The organism is Chromohalobacter canadensis (assembly GCF_029544075.1).
Lineage (GTDB): Bacteria > Pseudomonadota > Gammaproteobacteria > Pseudomonadales > Halomonadaceae > Chromohalobacter > Chromohalobacter canadensis_A.
Genome location: NZ_JAJQJH010000015.1, coordinates 1 through 15,000, shown reverse-complemented (window position 1 = coordinate 15,000; position 15,000 = coordinate 1). Strand labels below are relative to the sequence as shown.

At 64.2% G+C, this 15,000-nt stretch carries 13 protein-coding genes; 8 read left to right on the top strand and 5 right to left on the bottom strand.

Annotated features, from left to right (window positions below):
• Position 1: 1 nt before the first annotated feature.
• Positions 2 to 1,162, bottom strand: coding sequence for an acetylornithine deacetylase (gene argE / locus LUN51_RS14915; protein ID WP_277811858.1), 1,161 nt, complete (start codon positions 1,160 to 1,162; stop codon positions 2 to 4).
• 113 nt (positions 1,163 to 1,275) lie between these two features.
• On the opposite strand from argE, the gene wrbA reads away from it, so the two are divergent.
• Both wrbA and LUN51_RS14905 read left to right on the top strand, forming a co-directional pair.
• Positions 1,276 to 1,881, top strand: coding sequence for an NAD(P)H:quinone oxidoreductase (wrbA, locus tag LUN51_RS14910; protein WP_277811857.1), 606 nt, complete (start codon positions 1,276 to 1,278; stop codon positions 1,879 to 1,881).
• A gap of 726 nt (positions 1,882 to 2,607) precedes the next feature.
• Positions 2,608 to 2,946: a hypothetical protein gene (locus tag LUN51_RS14905; RefSeq protein WP_277811856.1), complete on the top strand. Its 339-nt coding sequence runs from the start codon at positions 2,608 to 2,610 to the stop codon at positions 2,944 to 2,946.
• Positions 2,947 to 3,003: 57 nt separating this feature from the next.
• Here LUN51_RS14905 and LUN51_RS14900 read toward each other — a convergent pair whose 3' ends face one another.
• Both LUN51_RS14900 and LUN51_RS14895 read right to left on the bottom strand, forming a co-directional pair.
• Positions 3,004 to 6,309 carry an AAA family ATPase gene (locus LUN51_RS14900; RefSeq protein WP_277811855.1) on the bottom strand — a complete coding sequence of 1,102 codons (3,306 nt, stop codon included), beginning with the start codon at positions 6,307 to 6,309 and terminating at the stop codon, positions 3,004 to 3,006.
• Entirely contained in the window at positions 6,306 to 7,565 is a 1,260-nt protein-coding gene (locus LUN51_RS14895) for an exonuclease SbcCD subunit D C-terminal domain-containing protein (RefSeq protein WP_277811854.1), read from the bottom strand. Before LUN51_RS14895 ends, LUN51_RS14900 begins: the two co-directional genes overlap by 4 nt.
• Positions 7,566 to 7,659: 94 nt before the next feature.
• On the opposite strand from LUN51_RS14895, the gene nfi reads away from it, so the two are divergent.
• On the top strand, positions 7,660 to 8,373 hold the full coding sequence (gene nfi, locus LUN51_RS14890; protein WP_277811853.1) for a deoxyribonuclease V: 714 nt from the start codon (positions 7,660 to 7,662) through the stop codon (positions 8,371 to 8,373).
• On the opposite strand, the gene LUN51_RS14885 is transcribed toward nfi, so the two are convergent.
• Positions 8,370 to 9,893: a PLP-dependent aminotransferase family protein gene (locus tag LUN51_RS14885; protein ID WP_431355583.1), complete on the bottom strand. Its 1,524-nt coding sequence runs from the start codon at positions 9,891 to 9,893 to the stop codon at positions 8,370 to 8,372. The genes nfi and LUN51_RS14885 overlap by 4 nt on opposite strands.
• Positions 9,894 to 9,939: 46 nt before the next feature.
• On the opposite strand from LUN51_RS14885, the gene LUN51_RS14880 reads away from it, so the two are divergent.
• Together LUN51_RS14880 and LUN51_RS14875 are read left to right on the top strand one after the other, a co-directional pair.
• Positions 9,940 to 10,695: a GNAT family N-acetyltransferase gene (locus LUN51_RS14880; protein ID WP_277811851.1), complete on the top strand. Its 756-nt coding sequence runs from the start codon at positions 9,940 to 9,942 to the stop codon at positions 10,693 to 10,695.
• Between the two features lie 10 nt (positions 10,696 to 10,705).
• Complete coding sequence (locus LUN51_RS14875; RefSeq protein WP_277811850.1) at positions 10,706 to 11,362, top strand: FMN-binding negative transcriptional regulator; 657 nt, start codon at positions 10,706 to 10,708, stop codon at positions 11,360 to 11,362.
• A 24-nt stretch (positions 11,363 to 11,386) separates the two neighbouring features.
• Here LUN51_RS14875 and LUN51_RS14870 read toward each other — a convergent pair whose 3' ends face one another.
• Positions 11,387 to 12,277 carry an aldo/keto reductase gene (locus LUN51_RS14870; protein ID WP_277811849.1) on the bottom strand — a complete coding sequence of 297 codons (891 nt, stop codon included), beginning with the start codon at positions 12,275 to 12,277 and terminating at the stop codon, positions 11,387 to 11,389.
• A 111-nt stretch (positions 12,278 to 12,388) separates the two neighbouring features.
• On the opposite strand from LUN51_RS14870, the gene LUN51_RS14865 reads away from it, so the two are divergent.
• The 3 genes from LUN51_RS14865 to LUN51_RS14855 form a co-directional block, all read left to right on the top strand.
• Positions 12,389 to 12,958 carry a DUF1415 domain-containing protein gene (locus tag LUN51_RS14865; protein WP_277811848.1) on the top strand — a complete coding sequence of 190 codons (570 nt, stop codon included), beginning with the start codon at positions 12,389 to 12,391 and terminating at the stop codon, positions 12,956 to 12,958.
• An 83-nt stretch (positions 12,959 to 13,041) separates the two neighbouring features.
• The gene (locus LUN51_RS14860; protein ID WP_246896889.1) at positions 13,042 to 13,473 is read left to right on the top strand and encodes an OsmC family protein; all 432 of its coding nucleotides are present in this window, start codon (positions 13,042 to 13,044) and stop codon (positions 13,471 to 13,473) included.
• Positions 13,474 to 13,697: 224 nt separating this feature from the next.
• Positions 13,698 to 15,000: MFS transporter (locus LUN51_RS14855; protein WP_277811847.1), on the top strand; the 1,303-nt coding region annotated here is incomplete at its 3' end.

The following is a 15,000-nucleotide window of genomic DNA, read 5'->3' as shown; positions in this document are numbered from 1 at the left end:
GCTAGTCGGCGCTTGCCATGCGCTCCCCAAGCGCCGCCATGAAGGCATCCGCCGCGTTGAGTTGTGCCATTTCCAGGTATTCGTCGGGTTGATGTGCCTGGGCGATGCTGCCGGGGCCGCAGATGACGGTGGGCAGGCCGGCGCGTTGGAATTGCCCCGCTTCGGTGGCATAGGCCACGGCTTCGTTGTCGGCATCGCCCAGTAGGGCATGGCAGAGCTCTAGCGCCGCCTGGTTGTCGCGGTCGGCTAGGGCAGGCACGGTTTCGGTGAGGTGGTCGGTGTGGATAGCGATCTGCGGCGCGCGTGGGCGCACGTCGTGTACCAATGACTCGGCGTAGTGCTGGAAACGCTCGAGCAAGGCCTCGAAGCCGTCCGTCGGCAGGTGGCGGATCTCCCAGTCGAAATGACACTCGCGCGCCATGATGTTGATCGCCGTGCCGCCCTGGATCTTGCCGACGTGGAGGCTGGAGTGGGGAACGTTGAAGAGCGGGTCGACACGCCCCTCGCTGACCAGTTCCGCCATGATGTCCTCGATGCGCGTCACCAGGCGGGCGGCCACGTGGACGGCGGACACACCCTGACGCACCTGGCTTGAATGCGCTTCGCGACCGGTCACCGTGGTGCGCAGGTTGGTGATGCCCTTCTGGGCCACCACCGGCGCCATCAACGTAGGCTCACCGACGATGACCGCAGCCGGCGTGGGCGCATCGGCCATCAAGCGTTCGATCAAGCGCGGCGCGCCCAGGCAGCCGACTTCCTCGTCGTAGGAAAACGCCAAGTAGATGGGTCGCTGCAAGTCGAGCGTTTTCCACTGCGGCACCTGCGCCAATGCGCTGGCGATGAAGCCCTTCATGTCGCAGCTGCCGCGCCCGTAGAGGCGGCCGTCGCCTTTGTCGGTCAGGGTAAAGGGATCGCTGCTCCAGGGCTGGCCGTCCACCGGTACCACATCGGTATGCCCGGACAGCACCACGCCGCCCGCGACCTCGGGGCCGATGCGGGCCAGCAGGTTGGCCTTGCTGCCGTCATCGTTGTCGATGCGGGTACAGGGCACGTCGTACTCGGCGAGGTAACGCTCGATGAAGGCGATCAATTCCAGGTTGGAGTGACGCGAGACGGTATCGAAGCTAACCAGGCGTTCGAGCAGGGCAATGGTGTCGGACACGGCGGCCTCCCACAGGGGTGTTTTGCGCCAGCCTAGCATGCCCGTGCTTTGACGCCATCAGCGCTTTGCCCCATCTTGAAAGGGTTCATACATCCAGTCAGGAGAGTACCCTCGTGAGCAAGATTCTCGTCCTTTATTACTCCAGTTACGGGCACATCGAAACATTGGCCAATGCCGTCGCCGAAGGCGCACGCGGCGTGGCCGGCACTCAGGTGGATCTGTATCGCGTGGCCGAACTCGTGCCCGCTGACGTCGCCGAAAAATCTGGCTACAAGGCGGACAGCACTGCCGCCGTGCTGGATGATCCCAGCCTACTGGCCGAGTACGATGCGATTCTCGTCGGTACGCCCACGCGCTTCGGCAACATGGCCTCGCAGATGCGCAATTTCTGGGACAAGACGGGCGGTCTCTGGGCGCAAGGCAAACTGATTGGCAAGCTGGGCGGTGCCTTCACTTCTACCGCCAGCCAGCACGGCGGGCAGGAAACCACACTGACCTCGATTCACACCACCTTGCTTCACCACGGCATGGCGATCGTCGGTGTGCCGTACTCCTGCGCGGCGCTGAGCGAGCTCGAGGAAGTCTCTGGTGGTACGCCCTACGGCGCGACGACCATCGCCGGTGGCGACGGGAGTCGCCAACCCAGCGAAAACGAGCTGACCATCGCCCGCTTCCAGGGACAGCACATCGCTGAAATGGCCGCCAAGCTCGCTGGCTGAGCGTACGCGGCAAAGCGAACCGACAGATGACAATACGTCGTGCCTTGGGCACGGCGTATTGCGTTGCTGAAGGGCTTACGTTATTTCAATAAGAGATGCTATGCGCATCTACTTCTTATGAACTATTTATTCAATTTTATCGTAGGCACTTTTGTGGGGGCAGCCAGCTGGGGGATTTCACCTTTGGTGTCGGGGGAGTTCGAACCCTTTGACACGATGGTCGGCTGGGTGATTGGGCAGGCTTTAATGCTTACCTTTACTATATATACAGGCTGGACTAAAAAGCTGGCGCTTCTCTTGGTCGTAGTGGCAGGCATGTATGTGGGACAGAATGCATATGCCTATATTGTTGGACCAAGTGGGATAAGAGAATGGTTCGTTCTAGGGCTCGTAACAAACATACTGCTCTGCATCATTCCCTTCGCTGGAGGCGGTTTAGCCAAATGTGCCTCTTTGTACGTGCATCGTCCCAAAAAGTAAGGTTGGTAGCAGGATTCGCTTAGGGGCGCCCTGCTGACATACTCAATAGCTGGCTGCTTCGCGGGGCGACAAGCCTTCTATCGCTATAAGGAAATGTATGCCCAATCTCCATACTCGCTCGTTGTGCGAAGCGCTGTGGGTATTGCGGGGATTTGGCTTCTGGTAAGGACGCTCTCGAACCAGGCCACATCTCTCTATATAGCTTGGTCCAGTTCGTCGGTGGCTCAAGAGGCGGGCGCACCCAATATGCTCGCCATCCAAGGCGTGCATTTTCTCGTTAGTTTACTGTTGGGAGCGGCGCTTATCCTGGCGCGCAAGCCGATCAGTCGATGGTTAGCACCGTATGAGACCGACTCCTCAGTCTCGTCGGCGACCCTGATAGCCGTGGGCGCCGCCTTGATTGGCATCGGTTACCTTGCGGCGGGTCTGATCACGCTGGGAACGTATTATGCGAGACTGGAAGCGCTGGGCTCCTCCAGTCCCGACAGTCTCTGGCGCGGTGGTTTCTCCGTGGGTGTCGGGATCATACTGTTTGCCAGTTCCCACGGTATCGGCCGTCTTTGGTCGCGGCTTCGGGCGTTATGACGCTGGGCTGAGGAGGGCGGAGGCAGCCGCCCTCTATTTCCTGGAGACTCGTGCTGCCTAGGTACTCACCAACCTCGCGCGACTCGTGCCATTGCCCAGCGGTTCGACCTGGATCTGCACCGGGATGCGTTCGTGCATTTCCTGCACATGGGAGATCACGCCGACACGGCGACCCAGGGCTTGCAGGCCGTCGAGGGCGTCCATGGCCAGCGCCAGGGATTGCGGGTCGAGGCTGCCGAAGCCTTCGTCGATGAACAGCGATTCGATGACGAGTTCGCCGGAGGCCATGGAGGCGAGCCCCAGCGCCAGCGCCAGCGAAACAAGGAAGGTTTCGCCGCCGGACAGCGAATGCACCGAGCGACGCTCGTCGCCCATGTCGCGGTCCTCCACCAGCAGGCCTAGCTCGCTGCCGCCGCGAATCAGCTTGTAACGGCGGCTGAGCCCATTCAGGTGCGTGTTGGCGTGCTCCAGCAGTTGCTCCAGGTTGTAGGCCTGCGCGATGCGTCGGAAGACCTTGCCATCGGCGGAGCCGATCAGCTCGCTGATGCGGCCCCAGCGGTAGTACTCGGCGCGCGCGGCGTCGAGCTCGGCTTGCCCCTCGCGTTGGCGCTGACGCTTGCGATCGTCATCGCGCAGGGCGTGTAGGGCGTCGTCGCGACGTGTCTGGGCGGCATCGTGTTGGGGCGACAGGGCGTCACGCTCGGTGTCGAGCGCCTCCCGGCGCTGATCGATCCGGGCTTCGACTGCCTCGCTCAATAGAGCGTCTGCGCTGGCGTCGTGCTCGGCCAAAGCCTGGTCGTGGCGATGCGCGATGAGGGCCTGGCGGCGCTCCGCGAGGGTGGCGCTGGTCTGCTGGCGGGCATGCTCGGCTTGAGTCAGTTCCCGTTCCCGGCGTTCAGTGGCGTCGTCGGTTTCGTCGAGTAGCCGCTGCAGGGTGGCGTCATCCAGCTCCGGATGTGCTTGGCGCCAGGCATTCAGCTCACGGGCGAGGGTATCGAGTTCCTGCTTGAGCTTGGCAAGCTGCTCGGCCTCGTAGTGCGACTGCTGGGCAAGTCGCTGGGTTTCCCGCTCACTGTCATGGCATTTGGAAAGCGCCGTATCCCGCGCCTGGCGCGCGGAAGCCTGCCGCGTATCGAGCTGCTGTTGCCAGGCATCCGGCGAGGCATGCTCGCCGAGCAGAGCCTTGAGCCGAGCGGCGATGTCGTCGCGCTCGCGGCGTAACGGAGGCAGGCGCGCATCGAGTTCTGTGAGTTCCTTGTCGAGGCGGATGCGCTGGGTATCGAGTTGCGCCAGTGTCAGCTCGCTTTGGCGCAGTGCCTCGTCGAGCGGTGCCAGCTCGGCCTCGGCGCGGGCAAGGGCCTGAAGCGTCTCCTCGTGTTGCGCGCGCTGGGCGTCGCTTGTCTGGCGTTGCTCGGTCAGCCAGGCGTCGCGCCGGTCGTGATCGATGCCGGCAAGCTCGGCGTGTAGCGGGTGTTCGTCGAGCGCCTGGTGCGCCTCTTGGTGGCGCTTATCGGCATCCGCACCGTCCTGGCGTTGTTGCGTGAGCGAGGCCTCCAGCGCGCGGTATTGGCCCAGCAGTTCGTCGCGCTGTTGCTGGGCGTGGTCACGCTGCTGCTGAGCGTCCGCCAACTGGCGGTCTTCGTCCGCTTGCTGCGCGGCAAGCTGGGCGGCTTCGGGTGTCTGGGGCGGCTGGTGGCGCCAAGGGTGCTCAAGCCCGCCGCACACCGGGCAGGGCTGGCCTTCCTCGAGGGCGTCGCGTAGGTGCGTGACACTCTCGCTGCGTACCGCGCGACCGCGTTCGACGAATTCCAGCACGTTGCGATAGTGGCGCTCGCGGTCATCGAGGTGCTGGCGCGCGGTCTGGCCTTGGGTGATTAACGCCTCGAGGCGCTTTTCATCCTGCGCCAGGCGCTCATTGAGCGTGCGCCGGGTGTGGTCGGCACGACAGGCGGTCTGCCAGCGGCTTTGCAGCTCGCCGAGGGCCAGATGACGACGGGCGGCGTGATCATGCGCGCGCTGAACTTCCTGGCGGGCGTCCTCGACGCGGGCGTGCTCGCCCATCAACTGGCGCAGAGTGGCTTGCCAGTCATCACGTTGGCGGCGCTGGCGCTGCTGTGTCGCGTGAGCTTCCTGGTGGCGCGTGGTCAGCGCTTGCGCTTCGCGGTGATGCGCGGTGTGCGTGTTGTCGAGCTCGGCCAACTGATGATCGTGCGTCGCCAGTTGCTGTGCCTGCTCGCGGGCGCGGTGCAACTGGGGCTCGGCCGTGCGGCGTGCCGTGTCGGCGTCCTGAAGGGCCTGTTCGGCCGTGGCGTGGGTTTGTTTGGCCTGCTGCTGTGTGGTCTCGGCCTGTGCCAGGGCCTCACGCGTGTCGGCATGAGTTGTCTCGAGCCTCGATATCTCGCCGGGCAGTTCAGCCTGACGTGCCAGTCGATGGCGTTGCGGCGCGATCAGGCGCTGCCAGTCACGATCGGCGCGGGCCGGGGCCAGCGTTTGCCAATGCGTCTCGGCATCGTGGTGCTCGCGTTGTCCTTGGGCGTGAGCATCGCGAAGCTTGGCATCCGTGGCGTGCCACTGCGCCTGTGTTTCCAGGCGCTTGGCATGGCGTTGCACGGTGTCGAGCTCGGCTTGAGCAGTCTCGGCGGTCTTTTCGAGCGCGGCGCGAGCCTCGGCCTCGGCGGGCAGGTCGTCGGCGAGCTTGGCGTTCAGCGCATCGACGGCATGCTTTGCCTGGTTGGCGCGGCGATAGGCGGCGACCGAGATCTCGGAGTACTCGGCGGTACCGGTGAGGCGCTCGAGCAGGTCGCTGCGCTCGTTGTCGTCGGCCTTGAGGAAGGCGGCGAACTCACTCTGGGCCAGCAGCACGGCGCGGGTGAATTGCTCGGAGCTGAGGCCCAGGCGCTCGGGCAGCAGGCGGTCGAACTCGCGTTTCTGGGTGGTCAACAGGCGGTCGCTATCCAAGTCGGTGAGCGACTGCTCGATCTTCTGCAATTTGCCATCGGCCTTCTCGCGGGCGCGGCGCACGGCCCAGCGGGCGCGATAGCGGCGGCCATCGCGGCCCAAGAAATCGACCTCGGCATGGCCGCTGGCAGTGCCTCGGCGCAATAGCGTACGCGGGTCGGCGGTATTGAGAGTGGCGTCGCCCACGTCGGGCAGCGGGGCGTTCTGGCCCGGCGCCTGGCGCAGCCGGGGTGTACTGCCGTAGAGCGCTAGACACAGGGCGTCGAGCAAGGTGCTCTTACCGGCACCGGTGGGCCCGGTGATGGCGAACAAGCCGGCCTCCGCGAGCGGCGCGGCGGTGAAGTCGAGTTCCAATGGGCCGGGGATCGAGGCCAGGTTGGCTAGGCGCAGGGCGAGGATCTTCATGTCGCTGTTTCCTCGTCGTCGAGCACGTCCTGGCGTAGCCGGTCGAAGTCGGCGAGCACGTCGTCGGCGGGCGGCTCGCCCCAGCGCGCTTGCCAGGTGCGCTCGAACAGCTTGCGTGGGCCGAGCGCCGCCAGGTCGATGCGGGCGGGTGCGTCCTCGGCGGCGACTCTCGGCAGGCGACGTTCCAGACGCAGCAGGCGCAGTGTCTTGCCGTCGAGCGCCGCGTCCACCCTGGCGCGCAGGTCGGGCATCGGCGCCTCGAGCTCGACGCGTACCTCGAGCCAGGGCCAGCGCTCGCGTGGCAGGTCGGACGTATCTTCCAGGGTGTCCAGCTCCGCGAGCACGTCATCCAGTGGCGCCGGGCCAAGGCGATGCATGGCCACCGGACGTGGCACGGGTAGGCTCTCGACATCACGCAAGGCTTCGCCATCGAGCGTGACTTCGACGACCTGATGGGGGTAGGCCACTTCGCTGAAATCCAGCGGCAGGGGGCTGCCGCTGTAGCGGATGCGTTCCTCGCCGACCTGCTGGGCGCGGTGCAGGTGGCCCAGTGCCACGTAGGCGATGTCTGGGGAGAACAGCGTGGCCGGGATCGACTCCTCGCCGCCGATGACGATGGGCCGCTCGCTGGCCTCGGAGACCGCGGCACCGTGCAGATGGGCGTGACTCATGGCGATGAGCGCCTGACCGGGGGCGCGACGTTCGCGGGCCGCGTCGATGAGCTGTTGGTGAACGCGCGTGATGCCCGTGACATAGGTATTGGGCGAGGCGTCGTCGGTCTCGTCGTCGCTCGGCGCTGTGCCGCCGGTGACCTCGGCGGGCCTCAAGAAGGGCAGCGCCAGGCACCAGGCGCGAACCTCGCCGTCGGCATCGGTCAGCGGTACCAGCAGGCGCTCGGCGTCGAGCCAGCCGTCCTCGAGCCAACTCACCCGGCCCAGGGCGTGGGTATTGAGGCGCTGCATCAACGGTGCGGGCAATTCGATACGGTTGCCGCTGTCGTGGTTGCCGGCGATCATGACGATGGTCAGTTGCGGCAAACGTTGATGCGCCTCGACGATGAAGTCGTAGAGCATCTCCTGGGCGCGCAACGATGGATTGACGACATCGAAGATATCACCTGCGATGAGCAGGGCGTCCGGGCGGCGCGCTTCGAGGGTCGCCAACAGCCAGTCGAGAAACGCGCGTTGCTCGGCGTGGCGCTCTTGCCCGTGGAAGGTCTGGCCGAGATGCCAGTCCGCTGTGTGGATGAGTTTCACGCAGATCTCCTATACCGGAGGGCTAGTCTACCGGTTGCGGGAGGGCGGCCCAATGGGGCCAGTAACACGGAAGAAGAAACGACAAGGAGGTGGTATGACACATCATGAAGACCTGCATGCCTGGACGCTGACCCCCGAAGAGGCCGTGGCACTGCAGCGTCGCCTGGCGCCGCGCGTTATTCGGCACGGAAAGCCGGACGCAGTGACCTGCATCGCGGGCGTGGATATTGGCTTCGAGGATGGCGGCGAGACCACGCGGGCGGCGGTTGTGGTGCTCGACTGGCCGTCGCTGACATTGCGGGAGTCGGTGGTACACCGCGAGCCGACACGAATGCCGTATATTCCAGGGCTGTTGTCGTTTCGCGAGATTCCCGCCGCCCTGGCTGCTTTTGCGCGGCTGGAGTCGTGCCCCGACCTGGTCATGGTCGATGGCCAGGGCATCGCGCATCCACGGCGTCTCGGCGTGGCCTCGCACCTAGGGCTTTGGCTCGACCTTCCGACGATCGGCGTGGCCAAGAAGGTGCTTTGCGGTCGTCACGGCGAAGTACCCGCCACGCGCGGTGAATGGGCGCCGCTCACCGACCGGCGCCGCACCGAGGATCCCGCTGACGTCGAGGTCGATGCCGAGGGACGCGTGGTCATCGGTGCGATGCTGCGCTCCCGCGAGAACGTCAAACCGGTGATTGTCTCTCCTGGGCATCGGCTGGATCAGTCCACGGCGCTGGAATGGGTGATTGCCTGCCTGGGCAAGACCAAGCTGCCCGAACCGACCCGGCTGGCGGATCGGCTGGCATCTCGGAAGGGCTAGGCCGTCAGTGCTAACCAGGTGTCGCTGAGCCACCGGCCAGCGCGTTCGATCTCGGCTTCTGGGGCACCTGCATAACCTAGGACCAGTCCCGGCTGGCTGGGCGATTGCAGATAAAAGCCGGAAAGCGGGGAGAGTCGCAGGCCCACCTGTTTGCCCCGGTGGACCAGCTCGCGTTCCAGTGCATGGCTTTGTAGATACGCGATCAGGTGCATCCCCGCGTGGCCAGACGAGAGTTCGAGCCCGCCGGAAACCGCTGGCGCCAGCGCCTGACGAAGCGCGGTCTGGCGATGCCGGTAGCACTTGCGCATGCGTGCTATATGGCGTGCGAAATGGCCTTCGCTGATGAAGTCGGCCAGCGCCGCCTGAGCGACATATTGCCCTTCCCGGTGCAGTCGGGCGTTGATGCGTTGGAAGTTCGCCACCAGCGAGGGCGGCAGCACCAGATACCCCAGCCGCAGCCCCGGATAAAGGACCTTGCTGAAGGTGCCGACATAGATCACCGGGGCGTTATCCATCAATCCCTGAAGCGAGGCTATCGGCGCGCTGGTATAGCGGAATTCGCTGTCGTAGTCGTCTTCGATGATCCAGGCGTCATGCTGCTGGGCGAGCCCCAGCAGCGCCGTGCGACGTGACAGCGACAGGGTCGCGCCACTGGGGTACTGGTGCGATGGCGTCACGTAGATCAGCTTGGGGGGTGGCGTACCGGCGGGAAGCAAGGCGACGTTCAAGCCGTCACCGTCGACCGGTACCGGCTGCAGGGCCAGTCCAGCCGAGGCGAAGCAGGCCTGCGCGCCGCCATAGCCGGGCTCCTCCATCCAGACACTATCTCCGACGTCGGCGAGCAGTCGTGCGATCAGCTCGAAGCCCTGCTGCGCTCCCTGGGTGATCAGGATCTGTTCCGGCCGGCAGCGCACCGAGCGCGATAAGCTCAGGTAGTCGCACAGTGCCTCGCGCAGTGCGTTCACGCCACCTTCATTCTGGTAATCTAACCAGTCGATGGGGGCCCGCTGCTGATGACGACGCAGCAAGCGTTGCCAGCGTTCGCGAGGGAAGCGGTCCAGCGCCGGTACGCCGGGTGCGAAGGCGGTATGGCGTTCGCTCGAGGGCGCCGTGAAGTCGAGCAGGCGTTCGCCGCGTTGCGAGAGCGCCACGGGTAGCGGTGCTGGCGTCTCGAGGCGTTGCTGGGTTTCCCACTGCCAATCGGCAACGAAAACCCCGGCCCCTGGACGCGATACCAGAAAGCCCTCGGCGATGAGACGGTCGACCGCGCTCAGCACGGTATTGCGGCCCATACCCAGGCTGGCGGCCAACTGCCGGGACGAGGGCAGGGCGCTCCCGTAGGGCAGCTGGCCCTGCTGAATACCGCTGCGCAGGGCATCATAAAGACGCTGGCTGAGCGTGCGCTCGTCCGGCTCGACGAGTTGAAGGTTCAGCGCTTCCTGAATCCAGAGCCGGTGGGCATTCGGATCGGTCACTGGTTCCTCGCATATCGGCAATATTGGTTCTTCTCGGGGAACCATTATGGCACCAGACTAATGCTTCGTCATGTCCTGAGGAAAGTCCTCCATGAGCCAAGCCTATAACGCTTACGGACAGCCGATCGGCTCGAACATCGACCGCTGGCAAGCGCCGTCAAAACCCAGTGCCGAATGCCTGGCAGGGCGTTTCTGCCGACTGGAACCGCTGGATGCCGCCCGTCACGCCGAGGCCCTGTGGCAGGCGTGGCAGGTGCCGGCCCCGGAGATCGACAACGACACCGAGGGACGCGCCCGCTGGACCTATCTGGGTGGTCGCCCCTTCGACGACGAGGCTGGTTGCCGGGCCTGGCTGGCGCGTATGGGCGCGGACTGCGAGTTGCTTTGCTATGCCGTGGTCGACCTCGCCGATGAGAAGGCGGTGGGCATGGCGGCTTATCTCAATATCGTGCCGGTCGATGGTCGCATCGAGATCGGCCATATCAGCTTCTCGCCCCGTATGGCGCGCACGCCGATATCCAGCGAGGCACTGATGCTGATGATGGCGCACGCCTTCGATATGGGATATCGGCGTCTCGAATGGAAGTGCGATGCCCTGAACGCACCTTCGCGCCGCGCCGCCGAGCGGCTCGGTTTTCGCTTCGAGGGTGTCTTCCGTCAGCATCGAGTCGTGGCCGGGTGCAACCGCGACACGGCTTGGTTCTCGGTCTTGGATGGTGAGTGGCCGGCGATTCGCGAGTGCCACCGTCGCTGGCTGGCTCCCGAGAACTTCGATGCCACGGGTCGCCAGCATCGTTCGCTCACGTCGATGACGGCCGCCCTGCGTCACGATCTTTTTCCCTCCTGAGAGTCGAGCCATGTATCAGCCGCCCCAGTTTTGCATCGACAGTCGCATCGAATGCCACCGGGTCATCAAAGCCGCTCCCTTCGCCACGCTGGTGACCCATGATGCATCCGGTGCGCTAGGCGCCGATCACTTGCCGCTGTTGCTATCACCGGCGGAGGACGCGCGCGCGCCGGATATCCTGGCTGGCCATATCGCGCGTGCCAACCCGCTTGCTAGGAGAATCGAAAGCCCCTTGGGGAGCATCGAAGTACTGGCGATCTTTCATGGTCCTCAGGCCTATATCACGCCGAGTTGGTACCCGGCTAAGCGTGAACACGGCAAGGTGGTGCCGACCTGGAATTATCAGGTGGTGCACGTGCATGGCCGGCTACGCCTGATCGACGATCCACACTGGCTTCGCGAGATGGTGACCACCCTCACCGAGCGCTTCGAAAGCGAGCGGGAGAGGCCTTGGCGGGTAAGCGATGCCCCCGACGATTATATCGCCGCGATGTGCCGCGCCATCGTCGGGATCGAGATCACCGTCGACCGCCTCGAAGGCAAGCGCAAGGCGAGCCAGCACAAGTCGCTCGACGAACGCCGAGCCATTCATCAGGGGTTGCAAGATGAATATGGCTACGGGGAGCAAGAGGCCGCCTGCCTTGGCGGTGTCACACCCGAGGATTGAGCGTCGGTATGGCGCCGTCAACGCCTAGACGATATCCAGGGGCGGCTTGCGCGACGGCGCGGGGAAGGCGGCGTCCAGCCGTGCGAGACTAGCGTCGTCCAGCGCGAGCCGCATGGCGGCGGCATTGGCTTCGACGTGCGCGGGTTGCACGGCCTTGGGGATGGCGATGACATCGCGCTGCCCGTTGGGCGCGAGACGGGTCGCCCATGCCAGTAGCACCTGGGCGGTGCTGACACCGAACGCGTCGGCGATGGCACGAACCTCGGGGTGCTCGAGCTCTTGTCCGCCCTGAGCCAAGGGGCAGTAGGCCATGGTCGGCAGGCCGTGTTCACGCTGCCAGGGCAGCAGGCTGTGCTCGATGCCGCGCGAGCCGAGGTGGTAGAGCACTTGGTTGACGCTGCAGGACTCGCCGCCGGGGATGGCATGCAGGGTTTGCATGTCGTTGACGTCGAAGTTGGAGACGCCGTAGCGACGTATCTTGCCTTGGGCTTGCAGGTGCTCGAACGCTTCCAGCGTTTCTTCCAAGGGCACGTTGCCGGGCCAATGCAGCAGATACAGATCCAGATAGTCGGTGCCCAGGCGTTGCAGGCTGCGCTCGCAGGCGGCGATGGCGTCCTGGCGGCCGGCGTTCCACGGGTAGACCTTGGAGACCACGAAGGCCTCGTCGCGACGACCGCGCAGGGCCTCGCCGACGATTTCCTCGGCACCGCCGTCGGCATACATCTCGGCGGTATCGATCAGTGTCATCCCCAGGTCGAGGCCGTACTGCAGGGCATGGACTTCGTCGCGGCGTGGCGCACGGTTCTCGCCCATGTGCCAACTGCCCTGGCCGATGGCGGGCAGCGCGACGGCGGGCTCGCGCGCGGTGGCAGAGAGGGTGACGCTAGGTGTGTCGGGGGAAAGGGGCTTGACCATATGACTGTCTCCCTGACGTGGTGAATGAGGATACATTCAGGGTGCGCCGACACGGAGAGCACGACAAGTCCGTTATACTGGTAGTCCTCTCTCGTTTCAGGATCGATTCACATGTCCGAGCGTCCCTTGGATGCCGATATCATCGCCATGACCCGCGCCTGGGTGGCGAACTTCGTCGTGGCGCATGACGTTTGTCCCTTCGCCGGTCGCGAGGTACGCCGCAACAGCCTGCGTTATGTCGTGGCGAACGATGATGACCCCGAACATCTTCTGCATACCTTGATCGAGGAGTGTCATCGTCTGGATGCCGAGCCGGCCATCGAGACCACGCTGATGATCCTGCCGGAGGGGCTGGCCGACTTCGACGACTACTTGGATCTGTTAGGCGTCGCCGACGCATTGCTCGAGGCGGAGGGCTATACGGGGGGTTACCAGTTGGCGAGCTTTCATCCTGACTATGTTTTCGAAGGCGTCGCGGCCCACGATCCCGCCAATTACACCAACCGTTCGCCGTGGCCGATGTGGCATCTCCTGCGCGAGCGCAGTGTCGAGGCCGCTGTGGCGAATCATTCCGCACCGGAGTCGATCCCCGAGGATAATGTCGCGGCCTTGCGTGAAATCGGCAGCGCCGCGTTGGCCGAGCATTGGGCGGCGTGTCGTCGCGTGCGGGTGAGCGATTGATCTCTTGCCCCTTGAAGTCCACGACATCACCCATATGGACTATGGTGTAGGGGCATGACGCCCACTCACGAAAGGAGGCACGAATGAGTATCGAGAAAACCGGTTCCGCCCATTGGCAAGGCAGTCTCAAGCGCGGCAAGGGGACGGTCTCCACTCAAAGCGGTGCGCTCAAGGACAATCCCTATGGTTTCAATACGCGCTTCGAAGGCGAGCCGGGGACCAATCCCGAGGAGTTGATCGCGGCGTCCCACGCCAGCTGCTATTCGATGGCGCTTTCGATGATTCTGGGAGAAGCCGGACACGACCCCGACGATGTGCGTACCGAGGCGACTGTGACACTGGACCAGGACGACAGTGGCTTCAAGATCACCAAGGTGCATCTCGTCACCCGTGCCAAGGTGCCGGGCATTGATCAGTCAGGTTTCGAGGAATCGGCCAACAAGGCCAAAGAAGGCTGCCCGATCTCACGCGTGCTGAATGCCGAAATCACGCTGGATGCAACGCTCGAAAGTTGATAGTGGCATCGCTTCTCCGGGCCGGCCTTGCGCCGGCCCTTTTATAGGTATTTCTCCCTTCCCCTCATGTCGCTGGCTCTTGACAGCGTCGCTGCAGTTTTTCCGCGAATCTGTTAGCCTCCTATACGCTCGTCGGTCGGTACCTCCCGCCCTACTTAGGTATCGCGACGCTGGACGCTGACATAACACGATCAACGATCATTCGACGGAAGATTTCATTCATCATGGCTACTTCGCAAGAAACCGATGCGGCCTCGTCGCGCCCGCTGAATCGCCGCGACGTCAAGGTGTTGTCGCTATCCGCTCTGGGCGGCGCGCTGGAGTTTTACGATTTCATCATCTTCGTGTATTTCGCGACGGTGGTGGGGCAGTTGTTCTTTCCCCCCGAGATGCCTGAATGGTTGCGTCAGATTCAGACTTTCGGAATCTTCGCCGCCGGCTATCTGGCACGCCCGCTGGGCGGCATCATCATGGCGCACTTCGGCGACCTGCTGGGGCGCAAGAAGATGTTCACCCTGTCGATCTTCCTGATGTCGGTGCCGACGCTGTTGATCGGTTTGATGCCGACCTACGATACCTTGGGCTATGCGGCGCCCCTGCTGCTGGTGGCACTGCGTATCCTGCAAGGCGCTGCCGTGGGCGGTGAAGTCCCCGGCGCCTGGGTGTTCGTCACCGAGCACGTCAAGCGTCGTCACGTGGGCTTTGCCTGCGGCACGCTGTCCGCCGGCCTGGTGTCGGGGATTCTCATCGGCTCGCTGATGTCGGCGTTCATCAAGACCACCTACAGCGATGCGGAGCTGGCCGCGTATGCCTGGCGGATTCCGTTTCTGATTGGTGGGGTGTTCGGACTGCTGGCGGTGTACTTGCGGCGCTGGCTACACGAGACGCCGGTGTTCGCCGAGATGCAGGAAAAGAAGGCGCTGGCCGAGGAGTTGCCGGTCAAGAGCGTCTTGCGCAACCACTTGCCGAGCGTGGTGCTGTCGATGGCCGTTACCTGGATTCTGACCGCCGCCATCGTGGTGGTGATCCTGATGACGCCGAGTCTGCTCGAGACGCGTTATGGTCTGGATGCCTCGCTGGCCAATGTCTACGCCATCCTCGGCGTGGTGGTCGGGTGCCTGGCTTCGGGCTGGAGCGCGGACCGCTTTGGTAGCGGCCCCACCATCATGCTTTGGGGTTTACTGCTGGCGATCAGCTACTGGTCAATGATGACCACCGTCGGCACGCATCCCGAGTGGCTGACGCCGCTTTACATCCTGTGCGGCTTTGCGGTGGGCATCGTCGGTGTGGTTCCGACGATTGCCGTCAAGTCGTTCCCGGCTATGGTGCGCTTCACGGGATTGTCGTTCTCGTACAATGTCGCGTACGCGATCTTCGGCGGTTTTACCCCCATCGTGGTGTCGGTGTTGATGACCGTGCATCCCATGTTCCCGGCGGTCTATGTCGCCGTATTGGGGGGATTGGGCATCGTCATCGGGCTCTACCTGATGCGTGCGCCGAGCGGTCGACGGCTGGCCGTCATGGCCT

Excerpts from the sequence above, each read along its gene's own strand:
- LUN51_RS14905 (WP_277811856.1), top strand. The coding sequence starts at position 2,608 with ATGCTCGCCATCCAAGGCGTGCATTTTCTCGTTAGTTTACTGTTGGGA.
- LUN51_RS14900 (WP_277811855.1), bottom strand. The coding sequence starts at position 6,309 with ATGAAGATCCTCGCCCTGCGCCTAGCCAACCTGGCCTCGATCCCCGGC.
- nfi (WP_277811853.1), top strand. The coding sequence starts at position 7,660 with ATGACACATCATGAAGACCTGCATGCCTGGACGCTGACCCCCGAAGAG.
- LUN51_RS14885 (WP_431355583.1), bottom strand. The coding sequence starts at position 9,893 with ATGGTTCCCCGAGAAGAACCAATATTGCCGATATGCGAGGAACCAGTG.
- LUN51_RS14880 (WP_277811851.1), top strand. The coding sequence starts at position 9,940 with ATGAGCCAAGCCTATAACGCTTACGGACAGCCGATCGGCTCGAACATC.
- LUN51_RS14875 (WP_277811850.1), top strand. The coding sequence starts at position 10,706 with ATGTATCAGCCGCCCCAGTTTTGCATCGACAGTCGCATCGAATGCCAC.
- LUN51_RS14870 (WP_277811849.1), bottom strand. The coding sequence starts at position 12,277 with ATGGTCAAGCCCCTTTCCCCCGACACACCTAGCGTCACCCTCTCTGCC.
- LUN51_RS14865 (WP_277811848.1), top strand. The coding sequence starts at position 12,389 with ATGTCCGAGCGTCCCTTGGATGCCGATATCATCGCCATGACCCGCGCC.
- LUN51_RS14860 (WP_246896889.1), top strand. The coding sequence starts at position 13,042 with ATGAGTATCGAGAAAACCGGTTCCGCCCATTGGCAAGGCAGTCTCAAG.